This window comes from Plantactinospora sp. BB1 (assembly GCF_003030385.1).
Lineage (GTDB): Bacteria > Actinomycetota > Actinomycetes > Mycobacteriales > Micromonosporaceae > Plantactinospora.
Genome location: NZ_CP028159.1, coordinates 5,414,070 through 5,438,261, shown reverse-complemented (window position 1 = coordinate 5,438,261; position 24,192 = coordinate 5,414,070). Strand labels below are relative to the sequence as shown.

The following is a 24,192-nucleotide window of genomic DNA, read 5'->3' as shown; positions in this document are numbered from 1 at the left end:
CGGCGCCATCCGGCACGCCGCCGGGAACCACTCCGGCACGCAGACTGTCGAGCTGGGTGCAGAGACGGGGCAGACGCCGAGTGACGAAGCGGTGGGTGCAGAGACGGGGGCAGGCGCCGGATGGCGAAGCGGGTGGGTGCACAGACGGGGCAGCTCGACAGTCTCCGTGCCCGGGAGTGCCTACCCGGCCGGCCGGAGACCGGCGACGCCCTGACGGCTCGGTACGCCTAGAAGAGGGGTTCAGCCGGTGCGGAACAGGTCGGCCCGGGACTGCTCCCGGGGTTCGCGCTCGTCCCGGGACCACCACCAGGCGTAGCTGATCGCCTCGGGGCGGGGTGTGGTGAGCACGATCCGGGCCACCAGCGGTCCCTCGTACGCGGTGAACTGGCCGGGGGAGCGCTGGGTGAAGCGGACCATGCCGGGCAGTTCCAGGCTGGCGACGTGCAGTTCGAGTCGACCGCCGGCCCCGAGGACCAGCACGCTGTGCTCGACGTGCCGCAGCCCGTCGCTGTCGGTGGTCGCCTCGTAGTCCAGAATGGCGGCACGTCCGTCGAGGGCGGTCCCCACCACCATCCGCGCCATGAACGGCCCGCTCTCCGGGCCGTCGCCACGGCCCCGGTACACCCCGGTCGCGGCGGTGAGGCGGTGCAGTACGTCGGTCTCGGCGGGCACGGCGACACCGTAGCGTCCGGGCGCCAGCCGCTCCTGCCGAGCTACTGCCGCGTTGACGGTACTGCGCATTGAATAGTAGTATCGCCGACGTGGACACGACCCAGTTGCTCAAAGGCGTGCTGGATCTCGCGGTCCTGGCCGTGCTGAAGGACGAGGACGGCTACGGCTACGACATCATGCGCCGGCTCCGCGCCGCCGGCCTCGAAGAGATCGGCGACGCCTCCGTCTACGGCACGCTGCGCCGGCTCTTCCAGGCCGGCCTGCTCACCACCTACGTCGTGCCCAGCGAGTCGGGCCCGCACCGCAAGTACTACGCGCTCAACCCGGCGGGACGGGACCAGCTCCGCCGGTCCGGCAAGGTCTGGCGGTCCTTCGCCACCACCATGGACACGTTGCTCGACGACGAGGGGATCGCGGCATGACCGTCACCGAGCAGGAGATCGCCCGGTACGTCGGGCAGGTCCGCGAGGCGCTGGCCGACCTCCCGCCGCCGGTCCGGGACGAGCTGCTCGAAGACCTGCCCGAGCATCTGACCGAGGTGGCGGCCGAGGCGGAGGGGTCGCTCTACGAGCGGCTCGGCCCGCCCGAGGCGTACGCGATGGAGCTGCGCACCGCCGCCGGGGTCACCCCGCCGGCCAGCACCGTCAACCTCGACCAGCGGATCGGCGCGGCGGTCCGGAAGAGCCGGGAACGGATCCGCGCCGTCGACGGCCGGCTCGGCCCCGTCGTCGGCTACAGCCGGCTCAGCGACTTCCTCCGGCTGCTCCGCCCCGGCTGGTGGATCCTGCGCGGCTACCTCGCCGCGATGCTGATCACCGTACTGCTGACCGGCACCTCCTTCGGCCTGCTGCCCCGGCTCGGCAGCAGCGGGCTGGCCGCCCTGCTGCTGCTCGGCGCGACCGTCACCGGGTCGATCTGGCTCGGCCGGCGTACCGAGCGGCTGGGCCCGCGCCCGAGGATGGTCCTCAACCTGGGCGCGGTACTGCTGGTCCTGTTCGGGCTGGCCGGCTTCCTCGAACTGGACAGCCGGGCCGGCGGTGGCGGCAACCCGGTGCCCTACGAGCAGGTCTACACCGACCAGTACTCCGGGGTGCAGGACGTCTACGTCTACGACAGCGAGGGCCGGCTGCTGGAGGGGGTACGCCTCTTCGACCAGAACGGCGAGCCGATCCGGCTCGGCCACCCCTGGTGCGCCGAGGCGCGCGAGCAGCTCCTGCCCGGTCCGGACTACATCGACCCGATGCGGCAGCCGTACCCGTACTGCCCGGAGGGTGCGCCGTTCCGGTTCGGACCGACCGCGACGCCGACCCCGGAGCCAACCCCGGAGCCGACCCCGGAGCCGACCGCACCGGCCGAGCCGACCGCCACCCCGAGCGGGGCGCAAACGCCGACTCCTACCCCGACCGGCTGACTCGCAAACCCGGCCCGGCCGGGCCCGCGACGACGTGGCGTACACCTGTGCAACAGGAGGTGTACGCCACGTCGCTGTTGGCTTCCGTCCCCTCGCCGGGCGTGGCAGGCTACCCGAACACCCGGCACGCAAGCCCCGGACCACCGGACTTTGGGTGGGTGAAACTGTGCGACCAGCCAACGATGACTGACCGACAGGAGGGCCACCGATGGGCGAGATGGTGAGTTACCGGAGTAACGGGGGAACCAGCGAGGGCTACCTGGCGCTGCCGGCCGGCGGCGCGACCGGTCCCGCCGTCATCGTGATCCAGGAGTGGTGGGGACTGGTGCCGCACATCACGTCGGTCGCCGACCGGTTCGCCGAGGCCGGCTTCGTGGCGCTCGCCCCCGACCTCTACCACGGCGCCTCCACCACCGAGCCCGACGAGGCCGGCAAGCTCCTGCTGGGTCTGGCGATGGACCAGGCCGCCCGGGACATCGCCGGTGCCGCCGACTACCTGGCGGAGCGGCCCGAGGTCACCGGCGACACGGTGGGCTGCGTCGGCTTCTGCGCCGGCGGCAGCCTCGCGCTCTGGTCGGCGACGCTCTCCGAGCGGATCGTCGCGACCGTCGGCTTCTACCCGGTGCTGCCCTGGGAGCGGATGCGGCCCGAGTGGTCCAACTACACCGGCAAGGCCGCGGTGATCCACTGCTCGGAGGAGGACGGCACCTCCGCCGCCGAGGGAGTCAAGGCGGCCCGGCAGGCGATCGAGGCGGCCGGTGGCGACTGCACCACCCACGACTACCCCGGCACCCGGCACGCGTTCTTCAACGACGACCGGCCGGAGGTCTTCGACCAGCGCGCGGCGTCCAGCGCCTGGGCCCGTACCCTGGAACTCTTCCGGTCCCGACTTGGCTGAACCGCACCGCCCCGCCGGCCCGGACCGGCGGTCGCGTACCCCGGCCGACGTGCTCGCCCGCGCCGCGCGCGCGGGCGACCTGGCCGGGTTGGACGACGCCGTCACCGACTGCTTCGCCTGCCCCCGGCTCGTCGCCTGGCGGGAGGAGGTCGCCGTCGTGCGCCGGGCCGCCTTCCGCGACCAGGAATACTGGGGCCGGCCCATCCCCGGCTTCGGCGTCCCCGACGCCCGGATCGCCATCCTCGGGCTGGCCCCGGCCGCGCACGGCGGCAACCGGACCGGGCGGATCTTCACCGGTGACCGCTCCGGCGACGTGCTCTTCGCCGCGCTGCACCGGGCCGGCCTGGCCAACCAGCCGACCAGCGTCGCCGCCGACGACGGCCTCGCCCTGCGACACACCCGGATCGCCGCCGCGGTCCGCTGCGCCCCGCCGGAGAACAAGCCCAGCCCGGCGGAGCGGGACACCTGCGCCCCCTGGCTGCACCGGGAGATCGAACTGATCAGACCCACCCTGCGCGTCGTGGTCACCCTCGGCGCGTTCGCCTGGGCGGCGTGGTGGCCGGTGCTCCGCCAGGTGTACGGGGTGCGACCGCCCACCCCGCGACCCGCGTTCGGGCATGGGGCACACTGGTCGCTAGACGAGGCCGTCCCGCAGGTGCTCGGCTGTTACCACGTCAGCCAGCAGAACACCTTTACCGGGCGGCTCACACCGACAATGCTGGACGAGGTGTTCGCCCGGGCCCGGCACCTGGCCGGGCTCGACGAGGATCACTAGACGGCTCAGGGGGGCGGTGCGATGACCGACGGGCACTCCGGTCGTGCCCGCCCGGCACCGCACCCACCCCGGTCCAGCCTCACCGCCAGCCTGCTCCGGACGCTGTGGCCGCTGGCGGCGGTCGCCGGGCTGCTGGCGCTGGCCGCGCTCGCCGCCGCGCACTCGTCGATCGGATTCACCCGGGTCGAGCCGCCGGCCGACATCGTGCCGACGATCGAGCAGCCGACCCAGCCCACCGGGCTGGAGCAGCCGACCAACACACCCGGGCCCGGCCAGCCCGGCGACTTCATCCCGCACTGGGTTTCCTACCTCGGCGCCGTGCTCTGCGGTGCCGTGGTGGTGGCGGTACTCGGCGCGCTGGTCTGGGCGCTGGCCCGGGACCTGCTGCGCCGCCGCCGGGGACTGGCCCGGCCCGGCGCCCGGAAGCTCCGCTCCGCGCAGGAGACCGCGGAGGAGGTGGTCGCCGCGCTCGACGCCGGCCTGGTCGACCTCTCCGACACCGACGCCGACCCGCGCCGGGCGGTGATCGCCTGCTGGGTACGCCTGGAGCAGGCCGCCGCCGCGGCCGGGGTCGAACGCCGGCCCGGCGACACCCCGACCGACCTGGTGACCCGGCTGCTCGGCGCCGGCCGGCCGGTCAGCGCCGACGTGCTGGCCGCGTTCGCCGACGTCTACCGCGAGGCCCGGTACGCCACGCACACCGTCGACGAGCGGATGCGCGCCCAGGCCCTGGCCGCACTGCGCCGGCTGCGTACCGAACTCACCGCGCCGGTCGACCGGCTGGGCGGGGACGGTGGGCGGGCGACGGCCGGAGGCGGGCAGCGGTGAGCGGCTCCAGCACCAGCATCTTCGACCTGCTCCAGGACGAGGAGGAGCAGCAGCCCACGGCGACCCGTCGGCGTGCCGGCGTGACCGGCTGGCTGCGGCTCGTACTGGCGGCGGCCGGTCTCGCCGCGGCGGTCGTACTCGGGCTGCGCATGGTCGGGGTCGGCGTCTCCGCCGTCGCGGTCTTCGCCGGCTTCCTCGCCCTGCTGCTGCTGCGCCGGCTCACCCGGGCCCTCGCCCCGCCGCCGCCCCCGGTACAGGTCCGGTTGCGTCGCCCCGCCGAGGGTGGCGAGGAGGACGGCAGCTACGACTGGACCGTCCGGGACGCCCTGGGCAGCTCGGTCAACCGCTGGGAGACCAAGCTCACCTGGTCGCAGGGGGAGCCGGAGCGGTTCTCCCGGGCGGTGCTGCCGGTGCTCGCCGAACTCGTCGACGAGCTGCTCCGGCAGCGGCACGGCGTCACCCGGGCCACCGACCCCGAACGGGCCCGGGCGCTGCTCGGCGAGCCACTGTGGAACTTCATCGACACGCCTCCCAAGCGCACCCCGGCGCCGCGCGACCTCGCGGCGATCGTCGCCCAATTGGAGAAGCTATGAAAGAAGCGGACCAGGTCAGCACCTTCGACGTGGGTCGGCTGGCGCAGGCCGTGCTGGACCAGGTCGGCACGGTGGTGGTGGGCAAGCGGGACGCCCTGGAGCTGGTGCTGGCCGGGATCCTGGCCGGCGGGCACGTGCTGCTGGAGGATCTGCCGGGGCTCGGCAAGACGCTGACCGCCCGCTCCTTCGCCCAGGCGCTCGGGCTCGACTTCCGGCGGTTGCAGTTCACCCCCGACCTGCTCCCCGCCGACGTCACCGGGTCGTTCCTCTACGACCAGCGGACCGCCGACTTCAGCTTCCGGGCCGGACCGGTCTTCACCAACCTGCTGCTCGCGGACGAGATCAACCGTACGCCGCCGAAGACCCAGGCGGCGCTGCTGGAGGCGATGCAGGAGAAGCAGGTCTCGGTCGAGGGCGTCACCTACCGGCTGGACCCGCCGTTCCACGTGATCGCCACCGCCAACCCGATCGAGTACGAGGGCACCTATCCGCTGCCCGAGGCGCAACTCGACCGGTTCCTGCTCCGGGTCTCGTTCGGCTATCCGGGCCCGGAGGAGGAGTGGGACGTGCTCCGCCGCCGGATGGCCCGGCGCCAGGAGGAGGCGGAGCTGAAGCCGGTGGTCGACGCCGGGGTGCTCCGGGCGATGCAGGCGGCCCTGGAGAACGTGGTGGTGGAGGACTCGATCGGCCGCTACATCGTGGCGCTGACCGCCGCCACCCGGGAGCACGCTTCCGTGCTCGTCGGTGCCTCGCCGCGTGGCTCGCTCGCGCTGCTGCTGCTGGCCCGGGCGATCGCCGCGTTCGCCGGCCGCGACTACGTGATCCCCGAGGACGTCAAGGCGGTGGCGGTGCCGGTGCTCGCACACCGGATCACGCTGCGGCCGGAGATGTGGCTGCGCCGGGTCGACCCGTCTTTCGTGGTCAACGAGGTACTGGAGACCACACCCGCGCCGGCCAGCGGCGCGCTGCCCAGCTACGCCGGGCCGGCCGGGGCACGCGCGACGTGAGTTCCACCGGACCGACCCTGCGACCCGCCGTACCCGGGCAGCGGGCGGCCGCCCCTGCCCTGGCGGCGTCGTCCGGGGGCGCCCCCGTGCCGGACTGGGTCTCCACCCGGGCACTCGGCCGGGCGGTACTGCTCACCGGGCTCTTCCTGGTCGCCGGTGCGCTGCTCGGCCGGATCGACCTGGTGGTGCTGGCCGCCCCGTTCGCGCTCGGCACCGCGTACGCGCTGCGCCGCCGCCCGGTGCGGCCACCGGAGATCGGGATCGGGGCCGAGGACACCAACCTGGTCGAGGGGGGCGAGCTGGTCGGCGGGATCAGCGTCGGCAACCTCGACGAGGTCGGCTACGACCTGGTGCTGGTCCGTACCGTGGTCTCCTCCTGGCTGCGGATCGACGAGGTCCGGTTCGCGCCCGGCGGTGCCGGCGCGGAGGGCTCCGTACCGGCGGACGGCGCCGTGGCCCGGTCCGGCCGCCGGGACGCCACCGACCGCCCCTACGGCTTCACCGTGCCGGCCGGCACCGTCGCCGACCTGGAGTTGCGCGGCGGGACGCTGCGCTGGGGCCGGCACTCGCTCGGGCCGGCCGCGGTGCGGGCGATCGCCTGCGACGGGCTGCTGGCCAGCCAGACGGTGCGCAGCGAGGCCCGCGCGGTGCCGGTCTATCCGGTGACCGAGCCCTTCGACGCGGACGAGGCGATGCCCCGGGCCGCCGGCCTGGTCGGCGGGCACCGGTCGCGGCGCCCGGGCGAGGGCGGCGAGCTGGCCGGGGTACGCATCTTCGGGCCGGGTGACCGGCTGCGCCGGATCGACTGGCGGGTCTCGCTGCGGGCCCGCCAACTGCACGTGGCGGCGATGCTCTCCGACCGGGACGCCGAGGTGGTGCTGCTGCTGGACGTGCTGGCCGAGGCGGGCCGGTCCGGCGGGATCCGGGGCAGCGCCTCGGTGCTGGACACCTGCGTCCGGGCCGCCGCCGCCATCGCCGAGCACTACCTGCACCGGGGCGACCGGGTCTCGCTGCTGGAGTACGGCCCGTCGGCCCGCAGGCTCCGCCCGGCGACCGGGCGGCGGCAGTACCTGACCCTGCTGGAGTGGCTGCTCGACGTCCGGGTCGAACAGTCCCCGCACGAGCCGTACGACCAGGTCTTCGGCCCGCAACTGCTCTCCTCCAACGCCCTGGTCGTGGTACTCACCCCGCTGGTGGACCCCCGGTCGGCGGCGATGCTGGCCCGGCTGGCCCGCTCGGGCCGGTTCGTGGTGGCGGTGGACACGCTGCCGCCGTCGGCCACGCCGCCGAAGCGGGGGCAGTGGACCGAGGTGGCGCACCGGCTCTGGCGGCTGGACCGGGACATCACGATCGGGCAGCTCCGCGAACACGGGGTGCCGGTGGTCACCTGGGCCGGGGCCGGCAGCCTCGACCTGGTGCTCCGGGACGTCGCCCGGCTCGCCTCCGCACCCCGGCCGGCGCTGCGGTGAGCGCCGTCGTGTCGAACGGAGCGCCGCCATGGTGACCCGGATCCGCGAGTTCTACGCCGCGATCGGCCGGATCACCCTGGTGCCGCTGCTGGTCCGGGCCGGTGTCTTCGGCTGCGCGCTGGTCGCGCTGCTGCTGGCGTACCCGGAGAGGCCGTCGGACCCGCGCCTGCTCGGCCTGCTGGTGGTGGCGGCGCTGGCGCCCGCGGTGGCGCCCCGGCGCAACTGGCCCACCATGGTGCTGCTGGCCGCGGTCGGTGCCTGGGTGGCGGCGACCGGCTGGTACGACCAGCAGGTGGAGCTCTGGCGGCTGCTCGCCCTGGCCACCTTCCTCTACCTGACCCACACCCTCGCGGCGCTCGCCGCCCTGCTCTCGTACGACGCGGTGGTCGCCCCCGAGGTGCTGGCCCGGTGGGTGGCCCGGGCGCTGGGGGTGGCGCTCGCCTCGGCGGTGATCTCGATGCCGCTGCTGGCGATGGACGGCCGGTTCGGCGACCGGAGTTTCGTCGTCGCGCTGCTCGGCGGGCTGGTACTGGCGGTCTGCGCCGCCGCGCTGCTCGGCTGGCTGTTCCGGCGCAGGTGACGGTCGGTCTTCGCGGTCCGGCCGGCCCGGCGGAACAAGATCGGCGCAAACCGGGGTAACGGGGGTCACTTGGCGTTGTCAATCACAGAAGGGGCATCTGGCCAGCATCTGGCGCCGGGTGGGGGAAAGATGGAGGGGTGAAACCGCAGCGGATCCTTGTGGTAGGTGCCGGTCACGTCGGCCTGTACGCGGCCCTGCGCCTGTCGAAGAAGCTCCGGTCGTGGGAGGCCGAGGTCATCGTCGTCGACCCTCAGCCCCACATGACGTACCAACCCTTCCTCCCCGAGGCGGCGGCCGGCAACATCTCCCCCCGGCACTCCGTGGTGCCGCTCCGGCGCGAGCTGCGCCGCTGCACCATCGTCTCCGGCACGGTCACCCGGATCGAGCACGACCGGAAGACCGCCACCGTGCAGCCGATCATCGGCCCGCCCCGGGAGATCGAGTACGACCACATCGTGGTGGCGCCCGGCTCGGTCTCCCGTACCCTGCCGATCCCGGGGCTGGCCGAGCACGGCATCGGGTTCAAGACCATCGGTGAGGCCATCTACCTGCGCAACCACGTGCTGGACCGGTTGGACGTGGCCGCCGCCACCACCGACCCGGACGTCCGGCGCTGCGCGTTGACCTTCGTCTTCGTCGGCGGCGGCTACGCCGGCATCGAGGCGCTGGCCGAGATGGAGGACATGGCCCGGGACGCGCTGAAGTACTACCCGGAGCTGAAGCCCGACGACATGCGCTGGGTACTCGTCGAGGCGACCCTGCGGGTGCTACCCGAGGTCGACCGGGACATGGGTGCGTACACGGTCGCGCAGTTGCTGAAGCGGAAGATGGACATCCGGCTGGAGACCCGGCTGGAGTCCTGTGTGGACGGGCTGGTCCGGCTCTCCGACGGGGACAGCTTCCGGGCCGACACGATCGTCTGGACGGCCGGGGTGAAGCCCTCGCCCATGCTGGCCCAGACCGACCTGCCCCGGGACGACCGGGGCCGGGTCACCTGCCTGCCGACCCTCCAGGTGGTCGACGGCGACCGGGTCGTCGACGGGGCGTGGAGCGCCGGTGACTGCGCGGCGGTGCCGGACCTGACCGGCCCGCCCGGGGCGTACTGCTCGCCGAGTGCCCAGCACGCGGTGCGGCAGGCGGCCCGGATGGCCGACAACATCCGGGCGGTGATCCGGGGGCGGCAGCCGGTCGACTACAAGCACAAGCACGCCGGCAGCGTGGCCAGCCTCGGCCTGCACAAGGGGGTCGCCCAGGTCTACGGGATCAAGCTCAAGGGGCTGCCGGCCTGGTTCATGCACCGGACGTACCACATGAGCCGGATCCCGTCGCTGAACCGCAAGGTACGGGTGATCGTCGACTGGACCCTCGCCTTCGTCCTCCGCCGCGAGGTGGTCGCGCTGGGCCAGTTGCACGACCCCCGGGAGGAGTTCGTCGAGGCGAGCACGGCGGCGGGCAGCCGTCCGGGCGACCGCCGCCCGGTCTGACCCGAGCCCGGCGCCCGGTCCGTCTGCACGGCCGGGCGCCGGAACTGCCCGGTCCGTCGGCTGCTCGGTCCGTCGGCCGCTGAGTTCGTCGGCCGCTCAGACCCGCCAGGTCCAGGCGTCGGCGACCCGGGTGCCGGGGCCGAGCAGCGCCTCCAGGGTGCCGCGCAGGCTGGCCGCGTTCGGGGCGTCGTCGGTGACTGCGACGCAGGAGGCGCCCCAGAACTCGATGTCCCGCCGGGCCTGGTCACGCTGCTCCTGGCCGATCGCCGGTACGCCGCCGTTCTTGGCCACGTCGGTGAGCAGTTGCGAGGTCGGCTGCTTGTAGGTGCCCATCGAGGCCTGGCCGCCGGCCGCGTACGGGCCGATGAAGAAGCCCTCCGGCAGCGCGAACGAGGCGTCGGCGGCGGCGGCCCAGCGCATCGGCCAGGGCTCCTGCGGGGTCGGCAGCGGCACCGGCACCAGTACGCCGTTCGGCTCGACACAGTCCCGCCAGTGCCCGTCGGCGATGAACTGCGGCAGCGGCGGCCGGGCGGCGGTCGGGATCTGGGCCGGGAAGATCGGCAGCAGCGCGATGACCGCGGCCAGCGGCACCATGATCCGCACCGGCCGCTCCGGTGCGGCCAGTCCCCGGTCGACGGCGAGCACCAGCACCGTGGCGATCAGCGGCAGCAGCGCCAGGGCGAACCGCATCGGCAGCGCCCCGTCCACCACGGGGAGCCCGAGGAGCAGTGAGTACGGTCCGGTGATCCCGGTCTGCTCCTTGTTCACCACGATCGTCGGCCCGAGCGAGAGCGCCGCCATCACGACGCCGGAGGCGACGCAGGCGATCACCACCGGTTTCCGGATCAGCCAGCCGGCGCCGAGGACGGCGGCGAGCAGGAGCGGCCAGCCGAGGAAGGTGTTGTACTCGGCCGGTCCGGTGGTCAACCGGGCGGCCTCGGGGGAGCCGGCGATCGACATCGGCGAGATCGCCGACCAGCTCGCCAGGTCGGCGTAGAAGTAGTGCGGGCTGAACATGCCGTTCGGCACGCTCTGCTCCCCGGCGAACTGGAACCAGAGCGGGTACGCCAGCACCGGCACGGCGAGCGCGACCGCCAGCACCATCCCGGCGAGGAACCCGGGCATCACCCGCCGGGCCAGCGACCAGTTCGCGGCGGCGTACGCCAGGGTGAAGACGACCAGGGCGACGGCGGCCAGGAAGAGCGTCTCCTCGCCGACGAAGACCTGCACCGTCACTCCGGCGGCGAGCCCGACCGCCGAGGTGACGATCCGGCGCCGGTCGATCCCGGGCCGGTCCAGCCGGGCCTGCGGGTCGGCGGCCCGGACCATCCGGACGACCAGCCAGATCAGCACCGGCACCAGCCACTGCGCCGTCATGTGCAGGTGGCTGTTGGACTGGGAGATGATCCCGGGACCGAAGCCGCAGAGCCCGGCGCCGAGCGCGGCGGCGAGCCGCCGTGCGCCGAGCAGCCGGGTGAAGAGCAGATACCAGGCGATCGCGGTACCGGCCAGGTTGCCGGCGGCGAGCAGCGCGAAGGTGACCGGTGCGCCGAAGGCCAGCGTGACCGGCGCGAAGAGGAAGCCGAGGGCGATGACCGTGGTGTTGGCCATCAGGTTCACCCCGTCCGGGGCGTTCAGCCGGTCGCTCAACAGCGAGAAGTCGCCGTGCAGCACCCGGGAGTCGACGGCCAGGAACCACTCGTAGAGGGCCTGGTCCTCCGGGTTGAGCGCCAGCACCCGGGCGCCGGGATCCGGCCAGAGCCCGGCGGTGAGCCAGCCGGCGAGGACGACGAAGAACAGGCACGTCGCCAGGTCGGGCCAGTGCCGGTGCAGTGCGCCCGGCCAGCGCCCCCGGAAGGACCTGGTCGGGCCGGAGACGGTCTCTGTCGTGGCCGGGCCGGAGTCGGCGTCCTGCGCCGCGCGGGCAGTGCTGGTCACGACAGTGACCCTAGTGCCGATCCGAGAACGGGGTGCGCCCGGTGGGGCTCCACCCGCTACCGTGGCAGGCACCAGGACCGAGGAAATTCGGTACCTGCCCGGGTGGTGGAAAGGCAGACACGGCCGCCTTAAAAGCGGCTGCCGCAAGGCGTGCGGGTTCGACCCCCGCCCCGGGCACTATCCGTGCTGCCGGCCGGCCGAGCCCCTCCGCCGGGTGGCCGAGTGACGTGGATCTCCACAACCTCGCCGGGGAGCATTACCCTGGATAGGGCACGGGCATTGTGCACCGACCTTTTCAGGAGGCTTGACAAAGTGAAGACGTCCAATCCGGTGCTGGCCCGACTCGGCCAGGCGGCCGAGCGGGAGCGGGCCGCGGGTTACGCCCCGGCCGGCGCATACGGACAGCCCGGCTACGGGCAGCCCTACCCGACGGACGCGGGCTACCCCGCCGCGCCGCCCACCGTGGCGCCGATGTCCATCGACGACGTCGTCGTCAAGACGGTCACCCTGCTCGGCATCACCGGGCTCTCCGCCGCGCTCGCCTGGGTCCTGGTGCCGGACAGCGCGATCGGTGCGGCCTGGATCGGCGCCGCAGTGGTCGGGCTGGTGCTCGGCCTGGTGATCTCGTTCATGCGGATCGCCAACCCGGCACTGGTGATCACCTACGCCGTCGTCGAGGGCGTCTTCGTCGGCATGGTCAGCAAGTTCTTCGAGGTCATCGCCGGATACCAGGGCATCGTCCTCCAGGCGGTGATCGCCACCTTCGGTGTCTTCTTCCTGATGGCCGGGCTCTACAAGGCCAAGGCCATCCGGGCGACGCCGAAGTTCATCCGCGGCGTGATCGCGGCGACCGTCGGCATCTTCGCGGTCATCCTGATCAACTTCGTGCTGGCGCTCTTCGGCGTCGACACCGGACTGCGCGACGGTGGCCCGGTCGCCATCGGGTTCAGCCTGATCTGCATCGTGATCGCCTCGCTCAGCTTCATCCTCAGCTTCCACGAGGTGGAGGAGGGCGTGCGGATGGGGCTGCCGCGCCGCTACTCCTGGACCGCCGCCTTCGGCATCCTGGTCAGCCTGGTCTGGCTCTACATCGAAATCCTGCGGTTGCTCAGCTACTTCCAGGGCGACGACTGAGCGGAGTCGACTCCCTGATCTGATCCCGGCGGCCGGTCGACGGCCCGCCAGGCCCTACCGACGCCCGTCCCCGCTTCCCGGGGGCGGGCGTCGCGCTGGTGTGGGGGATGGATCAGGGTACTGCCGGAGTTGTCTAGTTTATTGTCGTTAGACGTGAGAAGTTCCAACCCGGTGCTGACCCGGCTGGACGACACCGCCCGGGTGGAACACCGCGTCCTCGGCGCCGGGGCCGCCCGGCCGATGACCGTCGACGACGTGGTGGTGCGTACCGTCGGCCTGCTGCTGCTGACCGGCGCCACCGGCGCGGTCGCCTGGACGTACGTCACCGACGGCTGGGCCGCACCGGCCGCGCTCGGCTCCGCGCTGGCCGGGCTGGTCCTGGCCCTGGTGATCTCGTTCCGGCGGGTCACCAACCCGATCCTGGTCGGTGGGTACGCGGTGCTCCAGGGCGTACTGCTCGGCGTCGCCAGCCGGGGCTTCGAGGCGGTCTACCCCGGCATCGTGGTGCAGGCCGTCGTCGGCACCTTCGGAGTCTTCGTCGGGATGGCGGTGCTCTACGGGCTGCGGGTGCTCCGCGCCACGCCCCGGTTCGCCCGGCTGGTGGTCGGGGCGCTGATCGGGGTGGTGGTGCTGAGCCTGGTCAACCTCGCCGTCTACCTGATCTCCGGCCGGGAGGCCCTGGTCGTCTACAGCACCGGCAGCAAGGTCGGCTGGTTGCCGTACGTCTTCGCGCTGGTCGCCATCACGGTCGGCGCGCTCACCTTCGTGCTCGACTTCGACCTGGTGGAGCGGGGGGTACGGGACGGGCTGCCGGCCCGGTACGCCTGGTTCTGCGCGTTCGGACTCCTGGTCGGCCTGGTCTTCCTCTACTGGCAGATCCTCCGTCTGCTCAGCTACGTACGGCGCTGAGCCCGACCGACCGTAGACTCCCCGCGATGGACGCGCCCGAACCCACCCGCCCGGCCGAGCCGCTGCTCCGTCAGCTCGATCTGCTGGTCCGTCAGGTGGGGCACTGGACCCCGCCGCGCTGGGCCGCGTCGGGCCCGTCCGGTGGGCCGGCCCGGGCCGACCTGGTGCACCGGCTGGTCCAGCTCCTGGCCGATCTGGGCGCGGACGCGGCCGGGGAGCCGCGCCGGCCGGTACCCCGGTTGGAGAACGACCTGGCCCTGCCCGACCAGCTCCGGGTGGTGGTGGCCGACCTGGTCGCCGCCGGACCGCCGACGCCGGTGCTGGCCGGCGCGGCCGACGAGGTGGCGGCCGTCCGACAGGCGCTCTGAGCGCCGCCAACACCGACGGCGACCCGCCGGCCCCGGCCGGGCCGGCGGGTCAGCTCAGCTCAGCCGCTCCAGCACCATCGCCATGCCCTGGCCGCCGCCGACGCACATGGTCTCCAGCCCGACGGTCCGGTCGTGCCAGTCCAGGGCGTTGAGCAGCGTGCCGGTGATCCGGGCCCCGGTCATCCCGAACGGGTGCCCGACCGCGATCGCCCCGCCCATCACGTTGAGCTTCTCCAGCGGGATGTCGAGCTGCCGGTACGAGGGGATCACCTGGGCCGCGAACGCCTCGTTGATCTCGACCAGGTCGACGTCGTCGATGGTCATCCCGGCGCGCCGCAGCGCCTGCCGGGACGCCTCGACCGGACCGAGTCCCATGATCTCCGGGGAGAGCGCGGTCACCCCGGTGGAGACGATCCTGGCCAGCGGGGTGATCTCCAGCTCGCGGGCCCGTTCCGCACTCATGATGACCACGGCCGCCGCGCCGTCGTTGAGCGGGCAGCAGTTGCCGGCGGTGATCCGGCCGTCGGGGCGGAAGACCGGCTTCAGCCCGGCCACCCCCTCCAGGGTCACCCCGGCGCGGGGGCCGTCGTCGGAGTCGACCCACTCGCCGGAGGGCAGGGTGACCGGGGTGATCTCCCGGGCCCAGAAGCCGTCGGCGATGGCCTTCTCCGCGAGGTTCTGGCTGCGTACGCCGAACTCGTCCATCTCGGCCCGGCTCACGTCGTACGCCTGGGCGAGGTTCTCGGCGGTCTGCCCCATCGTCAGGTAGATGTCCGGCAGTCCGCCGTCGAGCCGGGGGTCGGTCCAGACCGGTGCGCCGGCCTCGGTACGGGCCGCCGAGCGGGCCCGGGCCGCGTCGAACCTCGGGTTCTGCCAGCCGCCGCCGACGAGTGCCTGTGCCTCCGGCGGCAGGGCGTCGGAGTTGCCCCGGGCGTACCGGGAGACGCACTCGACGCCGGCCGAGACGAAGACGTCGCCCTCGCCGGCCCGGATCGCGTGGAACGCCATCCGGGTGGTCTGCAACGAGGAGGCGCAGTAGCGGGTGAGGGTGGCTCCGGGCACCGTGTCCAGGCCGAGCAGGGTGGCCACCACCCGGGCCATGTTGAAGCCCTGCTCGCCGCCGGGCAGGCCGCAGCCGAGATAGAGGTCGTCGATCTGGGCCGGGTCGAGCTGCGGGATCTTGTCGAGGGCCGCCTGCACGATGGTCGCGGCCAGGTCGTCCGCGCGCAGTTCACGCAGGGAGCCCTTGTGGGCCCGGCCGATGGGGGAGCGGGCGGTCGCGACGATAACGGCTTCGCGGGGGGACGCGGTCGACATGAACCAACGTTAACCCGCTTCGGCTCCGGGGTCACCAGCGGGCGAGCCGCCCCGCCGCTCCGCCGGGCCGGGGGCAGGCGGGGCGGACGGGTACGGCATGGCCGCGACCAGTTCCCCGACGAACCGGTCGGGATCGTGGTCGAGGAGTTGCTCGCCGGCCGGACCGAGGAAGGCGACCAGGAAGGCGCGGTAGAAGCAGGCGCCGAGGAAGAGGTTGGCCAGCGCCACCGGGTCCGCCGTCGGGGCGAGCCGGCCCCGCTCCCGCTCCCGCCGGAGGTACTCGGCGAGGACGGCGTTCGCGTGCTGCGGCCCGGCGCCCGTCTGGCGGAACAGTTCGCGCTGCCGGTCCAGCAGTACCGGTTCGGCGAAGAGCGCCATGGCGAGCTGTGCCGACTCCTCGTAGACCCGGAGCATCTGGTGGCCGAGTTCGGTCAGCCGGGCCGGGACGGTGCCGCTGCCGGCCTGCTCCGGCAACTGGACCATCAGCCCGATGAACGGGGCGAGCCGGATCCGCAGGACCGCGAGGAAGAGGTCCTCCTTGCCGGTGAAGTGCTTGTAGAGGGTGGCCTCGGAGTAGCCGGCGACCCGGGCGATCTCCTTGGTCGTGGTGTGCGCCAGCCCTCGCTCCCGGATCACCGTCGAGGCGGCGGCCAGGATGCGCTCGCGGGTCGCCTCGCCTCGGCCTCTGCTGGTCATCGCCCTCGTTCCGTCGGTGTCCGGCGGGGGTGGATCGACCCCGCTTGACAGGTGGTGAGTGCTCACTACTCTAAAGGTAAGTGAACACTCACTACCCCTCGGGAGCTGGGAGCGACATGAAACTCACGGTCTTCGCGGCCAGCGGCGGGATCGGCCGACACCTGCTCCGGCAGGCCGTCGCCGCCGGTCACGACGTGACAGCGGTGGTACGCAGCCCGGCGAGCCTGGCCGGCGAGCCCGACGCCGTACGGGTGGTCCCGGCCGACCTGAGCGACCCCGACCCGGCGGTACTGGCCGACGCCGTGCACCGGGCCGACGCGGTGCTCTCCGGGCTCGGCCCCCGGTCGATGGCGGAGAGCGGGGTCGCCTCCCGGGGCACCCGCGAGATCGTCACCGCGATGCGGGCCCGGGGCGTACGCCGGATCGTCGTGGTCAGCGCCGCCCCGATCTCCACCGTCGCCGCTCCGGGCCGCCCGAAACCACCGCCCGACCCGGGCGAGGGACCACTGCTGCGGTACCTGCTGGGTCCGGTCCTCAAGACCGTGCTCCGCAAGCCCTACGCCGACCTGGCGGCGATGGAGGAGCTGCTCCGGGAGAGCGACCTGGACTGGACCGTCGTCCGGCCGCCCCGGCTGACCGACAAGCCGCTGACCGGCGCCTACCGCACGGCGTACGGAAGGAGTGTCCGGGGCGGGCTGGTCGTGCCGCGCGCCGACGTCGCGCACTGCATGCTGCGGGCGCTCGAACAGCCCGAGACGATCCGGCAGGCGGTCGCCGTCGCGACCTGACCGCCGGCCGGGCCGGGCGGAACTACCGCTGCCGGGTCCCGGCCGCGGCCCGGGCCACCGCGGGGAGCATGGCGTGTGCCCAGACCCGGTAGCCGTCGGCCGACGGGTGGTAACCGTCGTGGCAGAGCGTGCCGGCGTCGGCCCGGAACACCGCACCGGTCTCGGCGGCGAGGTCCACCACCGTGCCGCCGGCCTCCAGCACGGCGACGGCCTGCGCCCGGGCGGTCTGCCGGCCCAGCCAGCCGGCGACCTGGCGCAGCGGGGGTGCGATGGCCCGGACCGCGCCGAGGTCGGGACAGGTGCCGACCACCACCCGGACGCCGGCACCGCGCAGCCGCCGCACCGCCGCACCGAGGTACGCCGCCGCCTCCGCCGGCCGGCGCAACCCCACCACGTCGTTCGCGCCGACCAGGATCACCGCGACGTCCGGGCGCTCGCCGAGCAGCGCCCGGGCCACCTGGGTCGCCAGGTCGGTGGAGCGGGAGCCGGAGACGCCGACGCTGGAGAGCCAGACCTGACGCTCACCGGCGCCGCCCGGCCCGGCCCCCTCGGAGAGCAGCCGGGCGAGCTGCCCGCCGACCGTGTCGTCGGCCCGGTCCACCCCGACCCCGAGCGCGGCCGAGTCGCCGAGCAGCACCAGCCGCAGCGGCGGCGCGCCGGCCCGGCCGACCGTGGAGCGCAGCGCCAGGCCCAGCTCCGGGCGGGCGTACCGCCGGCTGCGGGCCACGAACGCCTCGCCGGCCAGTAACGCCATCCCGCCGACCGCACCCGCGAGCAGCGTGACCGCGGCCCCCCGGGCGATCCGGGTCGTCATCCCGTACGTCGCCGTGCCGCTCGTCATGTCGAGTCCGGTCATGCTCGTTCCTCTACGGTGGAGGTTGTCGCCTCGTCCAGCGGTGCCGGTGTCTCCGGTGGGCCTCCAGTCTCTCCCGTCCGGGGGTGGCCGAACCAGGCCCCACGGCGGCGCAGCTGTGCCCACCGCCCGCCCGGGCCGTGCTCGTGCCCGCCGACCCGGACACCCCGAACCTCCGTACCGGCGTGCCGGGCCGCCTCGTGGGCGGCCGCCGGCAGCGACCGTACGCCCTGGTCGACGGCGAGCGAGGGGCGCCGCTCGGTACCGGCGCCGAGCGCGGCCAGTACGGTCGGCAGCAGGACGGCCGCCGCGATCGCGTACCCCTCGGCGGAGGGGTGGAAGTGGTCCCAGGCGAACATCCGGGTCGGTTCGGCGGCGAACCGGGGACCGAGCAGGTCGCCGAGGGAGACGGTCAGGCCACCGGCCTCGACCACCGCGACGGTCTGCGCGGCGGCCAGTTGCCGGCTCCACCGCCGGGCCAGCCAGCGCAGCGGCGGCTTGATCGGCTGGATCGCGCCGAGGTCGGGACAGGTGCCGACCACCACCTGGGCGCCGGCGGCCCGCAGGTCGCGTACCGCCTCGACGAGGTAGCGGACCGCCACCGCGTGCGGGGTACGGTTCGTCACGTCGTTGCCGCCGATCAGGATCACCGCCACGTCCGGCTGGCGCTCCAGCGCCGCGTCGACCTGCGGGCGGAGCCCGGCGGAGAGGCAGCCGACCACGGCGAACCGGTACAGCCGGACCGGTCGGCGCAGCCGGCGGGAGGTGCCGGTGGCGAGCAGCGCCCCGGGCGTCTCCCGGGGTCGGTGCACCCCGTAGCCGGCGGCGGAGGAGTCACCGAGGATCACCATCGTGATCGGCTCGCCCGGGAACTTGGCGCCGTAGACACCGTCGCCGCGCGGCGGCGGCGCCTCGGCCAGCGGGATCACCCGGCGGGCCTGCCGGGCCTGCCCGAGCAGCAGCCCGTAGCCGGCGGCGGTGGTGAGCGCGGTCAGTCCCACGCCCAGGGCGGTCGCCTTCGCCACCCGCCGGGCGACCGGCCAGGCCGACCACTCCGGCTGGGCCGGCTCCGCCCCCCACGCCGTCCGGTGCCGCCGCGCCGGCCGCCGCGGTTGCCACCGCGACGCCAGGTTCCGCTGCCGCGACCGTTGTCGCCGTGTCGATCCGGCCGGACTCATCAAGGCCCCCCGCCTGTCACGCCGTACCCTTCGCGACCTTCGAGATTAACCCCGGTCGCCCACCTCGCGCTGTCGGCGTTCCGCCTCCGCCGAGGGTGGCGGTCGGGTACCCGGCGAGCGCCGGTTCATCGCCGACCGTCCGGCGTTTCTCCGATTCCGACCGGATTTCGATCCCGACCGGATTTTCCCGACGAGCGGTCGGTTGCGTTCGGATGCATCATGAACTCAGAGGAGGCGCGGACATGGCCACCAGGACACTTCGACGAACTGCCGCCTTCAGGGCGCTGTTCCGGGCACTGACCGCCGGCTCCCGGGGCGGACCGTCGCTGGGCAAGCGGATCGCCGCCCTGCCCCGCATGATCGCGGCGACCGCCCGGGGCGAGTACGACGGCGGGCTGCGGCTCGCCCTGATGACCGCCGCGACCGCGTACGTGCTCTCCCCGGTCGACGTACTCCCGGAACTCACCCTGCTGATCTTCGGCCTGGCCGACGACGCGGTGATGGTGACCTGGCTGGCCGGTGCCGTACTCGCCGAGACGGAACGCTTCCTCGCCTGGGAGGCCGCCCGGGACTCGGTGATCCCCGGCCGGGTGGTGCACTGACCCCGCCCCGGGCCGGGGAACCCCGGCCACGGGCCGGGCCGGCGGCACGTACGCTGGCGGGAGAACCCACCATCCTTCGCCCCGACCGCACGCCACCAGCACCGACCCTGTGCCCGGCCAGTGCCGTCCGGCCGGCGAGCACCGAGAAGGGCACAACGTCGTGCGCTACTACGACAACGTCATCGAGCTGATCGGTGACACCCCGCTGGTCCGACTCCGGCAGGTGACCGCCGGAATCCCGGCGACCGTCCTCGCCAAGATCGAGTATTTCAACCCGGGCGGTTCGGTCAAGGACCGCATCGCGCTGCGGATGGTCGAGGAGGCGGAGCGGGCCGGGCTGCTCCAGCCGGGCGGCACCATCGTCGAGCCGACCAGCGGGAACACCGGCGTCGGACTGGCGCTGGTGGCGCAGACCCGGGGCTACCGGTGCGTCTTCGTCTGCCCGGACAAGGTCAGCGAGGACAAGCAGAACGTGCTGCGGGCGTACGGGGCCGAGGTGGTGGTCTGCCCGACGGCGGTCGCCCCGGAGGACCCCCGCTCGTACTACAACGTGTCGGACCGGCTGACCCGGGAGATTCCGGGCGCATGGAAGCCCAACCAGTACGCCAACCCGGCGAACCCGCGCTCGCACTACGAGACCACCGGTCCGGAGCTGTGGGAGCAGACCGGCGGCCGGATCACGCACTTCGTGGCCGGGGTCGGCACCGGCGGCACCATCTCCGGTACCGGCCGCTACCTCAAGGAGGTCTCCGGCGGGGCGGTACGGGTCATCGGCGCCGACCCGGAGGGCTCGGTCTACTCCGGCGGCACCGGCCGGCCGTACCTGGTCGAGGGGGTCGGCGAGGACTTCTGGCCGGAGACGTACGACCGGGGCATCTGCGACGAGATCGTGGAGGTCTCCGACAAGACCTCCTTCGAGCTGACCCGGCGACTCGCCCGCGAGGAGGGGCTGCTGGTCGGCGGCTCCTGCGGGATGGCGGTGGCCGCCGCCCTGGAGGTGGCCCGGAAGGCCGGCCCGGACGACGTGGTGGTGGTGCTGCTGCCGGACGGCGGCCGGGGCTACCTGTCCAAGATCTTCGACGACGAGTGGATGGCCCGGTACGGCTTCATGGACACCAGCGCCACCGAGCCGACCGTGGCCGACGCGCTGAACAGCAAGCCGAACGGCATCCCGGAGCTGGTCCACGTGCACCCGACCGAGACGGTCCGGGACGCCGTCGACTACATGCGGGAGTACGCCGTCTCGCAGCTTCCGGTGCTCAAGGCCGAGCCGCCGGTGGTGACCGGCGAGGTCGCCGGCTCGATCGCCGAACGGGACCTGCTGGACGCGCTCTTCACCGGCCAGGCGAAGCTGCACGACACCATCGAGCGGCACATGGGGCCGCCGCTGCCGATGATCGGCGGCGGGCAGCCGGTGAGCGAGGCGGTCGGGCTGCTGGAGAAGTCCGACGCGGCGCTGGTGCTGGTGGACGGCAAGCCGAAGGGCGTACTCACCCGGCAGGACCTGCTGGCCCACCTGGGCGCGCACTCCCGCTGACCCCGGCACCCGCCCGGCGCCGCGCGCGGCTGGACCGTCAGCGGGTCAGCTCGGCCGGTACCGCGATCACGTCGACGAAGGCGCCCCGGCGCAGCAGGGTCATCGGCAGCCGGGTGCCGATGGCCGGGCCGAGCATGAGCCGTTGCAGGCTCTGCCCGTCCGCCACCGGCCGGCCGCCGACCGAGATGATCACGTCGCCGAGGTAGATCCCGGCGACCCCGGCCGGGCTCTCCGGGACGACCTCCACCACCCGCAGCCCGCGCCGCTGGCCGGTGCGCTCGGCCACCGCCGGCGGCAGCGGTACCGGCACCCCGGCGACGCCGAGCCAGGCCCGCCGGACCCGTCCCGAGGTCACCAGGTCGCCGATGATCTGCCGGGTGGTGGAGTTGATCGGCACCGCCAGGCCGAGGCCGTACCCGGCGACGGCGGTGTTGATCCCGACCACCCGGCCGGCGGCGTCGGCCAGCGCCCCACCGGAGTTGCCGGGGTTGAGCGCGGCGTCGGTCTGGATGACGTCCTCGATCAGCCGGACGACCCGGCCGTCCCGGGCCGGCAGCGACCGGCCCAGCCCGGAGACCACCCCGGCGGTGACCGAGCCGGCCAGCCCCATCGGGTTGCCGACCGCCACCACCAGCTGCCCGATCCGCAGCGGGTCGGCGTCGCCGAGTTCGGCGGGCGGGGCGGCGGTGGCCCGGACCCGGAGTACGGCCAGGTCGGAGAGGGGGTCGGTGCCGACCACGTCGAACCGGGCCTCGGCGCCGTCGCCGAAGGTGGCCTGCCCGCCGGCCGCCCCGTCCACCACGTGCGCGCTGGTGAGCAGGAACCCGTCGTCGGTGAAGGTCACCGCCGAACCGGCTCCGGCGCCGCGCGGACCGCGTACGGCCAGCGCGGCCACGCTGGGCAGCACCCGGGCGGCCACCCCGGTCACCACCTGGGAGTACGCGTCCAGAGCGGCCCGCTCGGCGCGCTCCGGTTCTGCTCGTTCGGTGCTCATGTGCCGGTCAACGCCGGCCAGACCCCGGTCGATCCCCGGCGCCGCTGCGCCCAGAGCGAAATCCGTCGACCCGTCCCGTCCGGGGCGAGAACCGTCGCCGACCCGCGCTACGGCAGGTCGCGGGCGTAGCGCAGCTGTGGGGTCAGGACCGGGCCGATCGCGCCCTCCCGCTCGACGCCGTCGGGCACCCAGCCGCCCCGGGCGTAGAAGTTCCGGGCGTGCGCGTTGTCGACGAGTACCCAGAGCACGGCCCGGCGCCAGCCCCGGGCGTGCAGCTTCGCCAGCGCGTCGACCATCAGGGTCCGGCCCACCCCGTGACCCTGCACGGCCGGGTCCAGGTGGATCGCGTACAGCTCGCCGACGTCCGGGCCGGCCGAATCAGGTTCGGTGGGGTCGTGCGGCCCGAGATAGGTGAAGCCGAGCAGCCGGCCGTCCCGTTCCGCCACCGTCATCAGGTGGGTGTCCCGCTCGTAGGTCCAACGCTCCGCCCAGTACCGCCCCATCATCTCGCCGGTCTGTGCCGCCAGCGCGTCCGCCGGGATGATCTCCCGGTACGCCGCCGCACGCGATCTGTGGTGCAGGTCGCCGATCGCCAGCAGGTCGGCGGCGACCGCCGGGCGCAGAGTGAGGGTCATTAGTTGATCGTAGTAACGTGGCCGATATGGTCACCTGGGACAGAGTGTGTGATCTGGTGTCGGTGCTACCCGAGGTGGAACAGGGCATCTCATACGGGACGCCCGCCTGCAAGATCCGGGGCAAGCTCTTCGCCCGGCTGCTGGAGGACGGCGAGCGGATCGCGATCTTCACGCACGAGCGGGAGGCGCTGCTCGCGGCGGCGCCGCAGACCTACACCGTGCCGGCGCACTACGCCAACTATCCGATGGTGGTGGTCGCGCTCGACACCGCCGATCCGGTCGAGCTGAGCGAACTGCTCACCGAGTCGTGGCGGATCAGGGCGCCGAAGCGGCTGGCGGCGACCCTGCCGCGCTGACCGGTGCCCGGGGCGGCACCGCCACCCGGGCCAGATCCTCGGCGATCACCAGGTCACCGTCGAAGTGCTCCCGGGCCTCGGCCGCGAAACGCTCGGCGGCCGGTGGCAGCCCGGCCCGGGACGTCGGGGCGTACCGCTGGGAGAAGTGGGTCAGCACGAGCCGGCGTACCCCGGACTCGGCCGCCACCCGGCCGGCCTGGGCCGCCGTCAGGTGGCCGACCTCGGCGGCGAGCGCGGCATCCTCGGCCAGGAACGTCGACTCGATCACCAGCAGGTCGGCCCGGTCGGCCAGTTCGAAGACCCCGTCGCAGAGCCCGGTGTCCATCACGAAGCCGAACCGCTGGCCGGGACGCGGCGCGCTCACCTCGGCGAGCGTCACCCGCCGGCCGGCCACGTGGACGTGACCGGCCCGGATCAGCTCGCCGATCGCCGGCCCCCGGACGCCGAACCCGGCCAGCCGGTCCGGCAGCATCCGCCGCTCGTCCGGCTCGACCAGCCGGTAGCCGTACGTCTCGACCGGGTGCCGGAGCCGGCGGGCCAGCAGCGTGCCGGCGGAGGTCTCGAAGGTCTGGCCGTCCCGCAGCACCGGCAGTTCGCGCAGCTCGGCGGTCTCGTGGAACGAGCTGGCGTGCCGCAGCCGGGCGAAGAAGTGCGCGTCGCCGCCCGGATAGTGCGCGTCGACCGGATGCGGCACCCGGTCCAGCGAGAGCCGCTGGACCACCCCGGGCAGGCCGAGGCAGTGGTCGCCGTGGAAGTGCGTGACGCAGATCCGGGTCAGGTCGCCGGCCGGGATGCCGGCGAACATCATCTGCCGCTGGGTGCCCTCGCCGGGGTCGAAGAGGATCACCTCGCGGTCCCAGCGCAGCAGGTACCCGTTGTGGTTGCGGTGCCGGGTCGGCACCTGGCTGGCCGTGCCCAGCACCGCCAGCTCACGTACGGACACGGCGGCCTCTTCGAGGGGTACCGGTCGACGGCGTCGGCGGTCGACCGGAGAAATGGTCGACCCCCGGGGTCCCGCGTGACGGTCGTCACGCGAGGGCCGGCTGGACTGTGGCCGGCTCGCCCCGGGGGTCGGGTGGCTGTCGTGGATTCGCCGCACCGCTGCCACACGGTCTCGACGACTTGCAACTGCCCGCTTGCGGCGGACACCGAAACTGTCAAGGACAGCGG

General features: G+C 73.7%; 26 protein-coding genes and 1 tRNA gene. 18 read left to right on the top strand and 9 right to left on the bottom strand.

Going from position 1 to position 24,192, the window contains the following annotated elements:
- Positions 1-240: 240 nt before the first annotated feature.
- Positions 241-741 carry a hypothetical protein gene (locus tag C6W10_RS23695; RefSeq protein WP_107260620.1) on the bottom strand — a complete coding sequence of 167 codons (501 nt, stop codon included), beginning with the start codon at positions 739-741 and terminating at the stop codon, positions 241-243.
- A gap of 20 nt (positions 742-761) precedes the next feature.
- Here C6W10_RS23695 and C6W10_RS23690 point away from each other — a divergent pair, with 20 nt between their 5' ends.
- From C6W10_RS23690 to C6W10_RS23645, 10 genes are all read left to right on the top strand, one after another.
- Positions 762-1,094, top strand: coding sequence for a PadR family transcriptional regulator (locus tag C6W10_RS23690; RefSeq protein WP_107260618.1), 333 nt, complete (start codon positions 762-764; stop codon positions 1,092-1,094).
- Positions 1,091-2,083, top strand: coding sequence for a hypothetical protein (locus tag C6W10_RS23685; protein ID WP_107260616.1), 993 nt, complete (start codon positions 1,091-1,093; stop codon positions 2,081-2,083). The genes C6W10_RS23690 and C6W10_RS23685 overlap by 4 nt, the downstream gene beginning before the upstream one ends.
- Before the next feature lie 208 nt (positions 2,084-2,291).
- A complete protein-coding gene (locus C6W10_RS23680; RefSeq protein WP_107260614.1) occupies positions 2,292-2,981 on the top strand; it encodes a dienelactone hydrolase family protein in 690 nt (229 codons plus the stop codon).
- Between the two features lie 49 nt (positions 2,982-3,030).
- Positions 3,031-3,756, top strand: coding sequence for a uracil-DNA glycosylase (locus tag C6W10_RS23675; protein ID WP_107264226.1), 726 nt, complete (start codon positions 3,031-3,033; stop codon positions 3,754-3,756).
- A gap of 21 nt (positions 3,757-3,777) precedes the next feature.
- Positions 3,778-4,584, top strand: coding sequence for a DUF4129 domain-containing protein (locus C6W10_RS23670; protein ID WP_107260612.1), 807 nt, complete (start codon positions 3,778-3,780; stop codon positions 4,582-4,584).
- Complete coding sequence (locus C6W10_RS23665) at positions 4,581-5,177, top strand: hypothetical protein (protein ID WP_107260610.1); 597 nt, start codon at positions 4,581-4,583, stop codon at positions 5,175-5,177. The genes C6W10_RS23670 and C6W10_RS23665 overlap by 4 nt, the downstream gene beginning before the upstream one ends.
- Positions 5,174-6,184: a MoxR family ATPase gene (locus C6W10_RS23660; RefSeq protein ID WP_107260609.1), complete on the top strand. Its 1,011-nt coding sequence runs from the start codon at positions 5,174-5,176 to the stop codon at positions 6,182-6,184. Before C6W10_RS23665 ends, C6W10_RS23660 begins: the two co-directional genes overlap by 4 nt.
- Positions 6,185-6,243: 59 nt before the next feature.
- Positions 6,244-7,653: a DUF58 domain-containing protein gene (locus tag C6W10_RS23655; protein ID WP_107264225.1), complete on the top strand. Its 1,410-nt coding sequence runs from the start codon at positions 6,244-6,246 to the stop codon at positions 7,651-7,653.
- Between the two features lie 28 nt (positions 7,654-7,681).
- On the top strand, positions 7,682-8,233 hold the full coding sequence (locus tag C6W10_RS23650) for a hypothetical protein (protein ID WP_107260607.1): 552 nt from the start codon (positions 7,682-7,684) through the stop codon (positions 8,231-8,233).
- 137 nt (positions 8,234-8,370) lie between these two features.
- Entirely contained in the window at positions 8,371-9,717 is a 1,347-nt protein-coding gene (locus C6W10_RS23645) for an NAD(P)/FAD-dependent oxidoreductase (protein ID WP_107260605.1), read from the top strand.
- A 96-nt stretch (positions 9,718-9,813) separates the two neighbouring features.
- Here C6W10_RS23645 and C6W10_RS23640 read toward each other — a convergent pair whose 3' ends face one another.
- The gene (locus C6W10_RS23640; RefSeq protein ID WP_234361395.1) at positions 9,814-11,655 is read right to left on the bottom strand and encodes a hypothetical protein; all 1,842 of its coding nucleotides are present in this window, start codon (positions 11,653-11,655) and stop codon (positions 9,814-9,816) included.
- Positions 11,656-11,751: 96 nt separating this feature from the next.
- On the opposite strand from C6W10_RS23640, the gene C6W10_RS23635 reads away from it, so the two are divergent.
- The 4 genes from C6W10_RS23635 (at position 11,752) to C6W10_RS23620 (ending at position 14,066) form a co-directional block, all read left to right on the top strand.
- Positions 11,752-11,832, top strand: a tRNA-Leu gene (locus C6W10_RS23635).
- Positions 11,833-11,967: 135 nt separating this feature from the next.
- Positions 11,968-12,789: a Bax inhibitor-1/YccA family protein gene (locus C6W10_RS23630; protein WP_107260603.1), complete on the top strand. Its 822-nt coding sequence runs from the start codon at positions 11,968-11,970 to the stop codon at positions 12,787-12,789.
- A 153-nt stretch (positions 12,790-12,942) separates the two neighbouring features.
- Positions 12,943-13,698, top strand: a complete 756-nt coding sequence (locus C6W10_RS23625) for a Bax inhibitor-1/YccA family protein (RefSeq protein WP_107260601.1) — start codon at positions 12,943-12,945, stop codon at positions 13,696-13,698.
- A 26-nt stretch (positions 13,699-13,724) separates the two neighbouring features.
- Positions 13,725-14,066 carry a hypothetical protein gene (locus C6W10_RS23620; RefSeq protein WP_107260599.1) on the top strand — a complete coding sequence of 114 codons (342 nt, stop codon included), beginning with the start codon at positions 13,725-13,727 and terminating at the stop codon, positions 14,064-14,066.
- Positions 14,067-14,120: 54 nt separating this feature from the next.
- Here C6W10_RS23620 and C6W10_RS23615 read toward each other — a convergent pair whose 3' ends face one another.
- Positions 14,121-15,383, bottom strand: coding sequence for an acetyl-CoA C-acetyltransferase (locus C6W10_RS23615; RefSeq protein WP_107260598.1), 1,263 nt, complete (start codon positions 15,381-15,383; stop codon positions 14,121-14,123).
- Between the two features lie 9 nt (positions 15,384-15,392).
- Complete coding sequence (locus C6W10_RS23610) at positions 15,393-16,079, bottom strand: TetR/AcrR family transcriptional regulator (protein WP_107260596.1); 687 nt, start codon at positions 16,077-16,079, stop codon at positions 15,393-15,395.
- 116 nt (positions 16,080-16,195) lie between these two features.
- Here C6W10_RS23610 and C6W10_RS23605 point away from each other — a divergent pair, with 116 nt between their 5' ends.
- Positions 16,196-16,867 carry an NAD(P)-dependent oxidoreductase gene (locus C6W10_RS23605; RefSeq protein ID WP_107260594.1) on the top strand — a complete coding sequence of 224 codons (672 nt, stop codon included), beginning with the start codon at positions 16,196-16,198 and terminating at the stop codon, positions 16,865-16,867.
- Positions 16,868-16,889: 22 nt separating this feature from the next.
- On the opposite strand, the gene C6W10_RS23600 is transcribed toward C6W10_RS23605, so the two are convergent.
- A complete protein-coding gene (locus C6W10_RS23600; protein WP_369931443.1) occupies positions 16,890-17,681 on the bottom strand; it encodes an SGNH/GDSL hydrolase family protein in 792 nt (263 codons plus the stop codon).
- A gap of 38 nt (positions 17,682-17,719) precedes the next feature.
- Positions 17,720-18,745 carry an SGNH/GDSL hydrolase family protein gene (locus C6W10_RS23595; protein ID WP_107264222.1) on the bottom strand — a complete coding sequence of 342 codons (1,026 nt, stop codon included), beginning with the start codon at positions 18,743-18,745 and terminating at the stop codon, positions 17,720-17,722.
- Between the two features lie 395 nt (positions 18,746-19,140).
- Here C6W10_RS23595 and C6W10_RS23590 point away from each other — a divergent pair, with 395 nt between their 5' ends.
- The gene (locus tag C6W10_RS23590) at positions 19,141-19,500 is read left to right on the top strand and encodes a YkvA family protein (protein ID WP_107260592.1); all 360 of its coding nucleotides are present in this window, start codon (positions 19,141-19,143) and stop codon (positions 19,498-19,500) included.
- 160 nt (positions 19,501-19,660) lie between these two features.
- On the top strand, positions 19,661-21,037 hold the full coding sequence (locus C6W10_RS23585) for a cystathionine beta-synthase (RefSeq protein WP_107260590.1): 1,377 nt from the start codon (positions 19,661-19,663) through the stop codon (positions 21,035-21,037).
- Positions 21,038-21,074: 37 nt separating this feature from the next.
- On the opposite strand, the gene C6W10_RS23580 is transcribed toward C6W10_RS23585, so the two are convergent.
- A complete protein-coding gene (locus C6W10_RS23580; RefSeq protein WP_107260588.1) occupies positions 21,075-22,031 on the bottom strand; it encodes a S1C family serine protease in 957 nt (318 codons plus the stop codon).
- A 107-nt stretch (positions 22,032-22,138) separates the two neighbouring features.
- A complete protein-coding gene (locus C6W10_RS23575; protein ID WP_107260586.1) occupies positions 22,139-22,666 on the bottom strand; it encodes a GNAT family N-acetyltransferase in 528 nt (175 codons plus the stop codon).
- Positions 22,667-22,692: 26 nt separating this feature from the next.
- Between C6W10_RS23575 and C6W10_RS23570 the strand changes: the two genes are divergently transcribed.
- Complete coding sequence (locus C6W10_RS23570; protein WP_107260584.1) at positions 22,693-23,022, top strand: MmcQ/YjbR family DNA-binding protein; 330 nt, start codon at positions 22,693-22,695, stop codon at positions 23,020-23,022.
- Here C6W10_RS23570 and C6W10_RS23565 read toward each other — a convergent pair.
- Positions 22,982-23,965: a ribonuclease Z gene (locus C6W10_RS23565; protein ID WP_107260582.1), complete on the bottom strand. Its 984-nt coding sequence runs from the start codon at positions 23,963-23,965 to the stop codon at positions 22,982-22,984. The two genes, C6W10_RS23570 and C6W10_RS23565, sit on opposite strands and share 41 nt — an antisense overlap.
- Between the last annotated feature and the right edge of the window lie 227 nt (positions 23,966-24,192).